This window comes from Mesorhizobium sp. M5C.F.Ca.ET.164.01.1.1 (genome assembly GCF_004792125.1).
GTDB lineage: Bacteria > Pseudomonadota > Alphaproteobacteria > Rhizobiales > Rhizobiaceae > Mesorhizobium > Mesorhizobium wenxiniae.
On record NZ_SRTG01000637.1, the window covers coordinates 1 to 279 of the forward strand.

Below are 279 nucleotides of genomic sequence, written 5' to 3' on the forward strand. Positions count from 1 at the left end.
AACCGGACACGATGCTGTTATCTTGAAAGTCACGTCATGATCGCCACATGGATGGCGAAAACTGACCTCCAGCAAGAATTGTCGCGCCTCCCGCTGGCCGGCGGCGCGACCGGAAGGGCAATGACATGAGCGACAACAATCCATTCGGCAACAGTGGCGGCCCGTATGCCACGACGGTGCAATATGGCGGCGGCGAGCCCAAGCGCTCGCTCGGCGAGGCGCCGGCCGACCTGATCAAGGACACGACGACGGCCAGCTTTGCCGCCGACGTCGTCCAGG

General features: G+C 63.1%; 1 pseudogene. It reads left to right on the forward strand.

What is annotated here, in order from left to right:
- Nucleotides 1–125 precede the first annotated feature (125 nt).
- A pseudogene (locus tag EN807_RS37330) lies at nt 126–279 on the forward strand (co-chaperone YbbN); the annotation flags it as partial.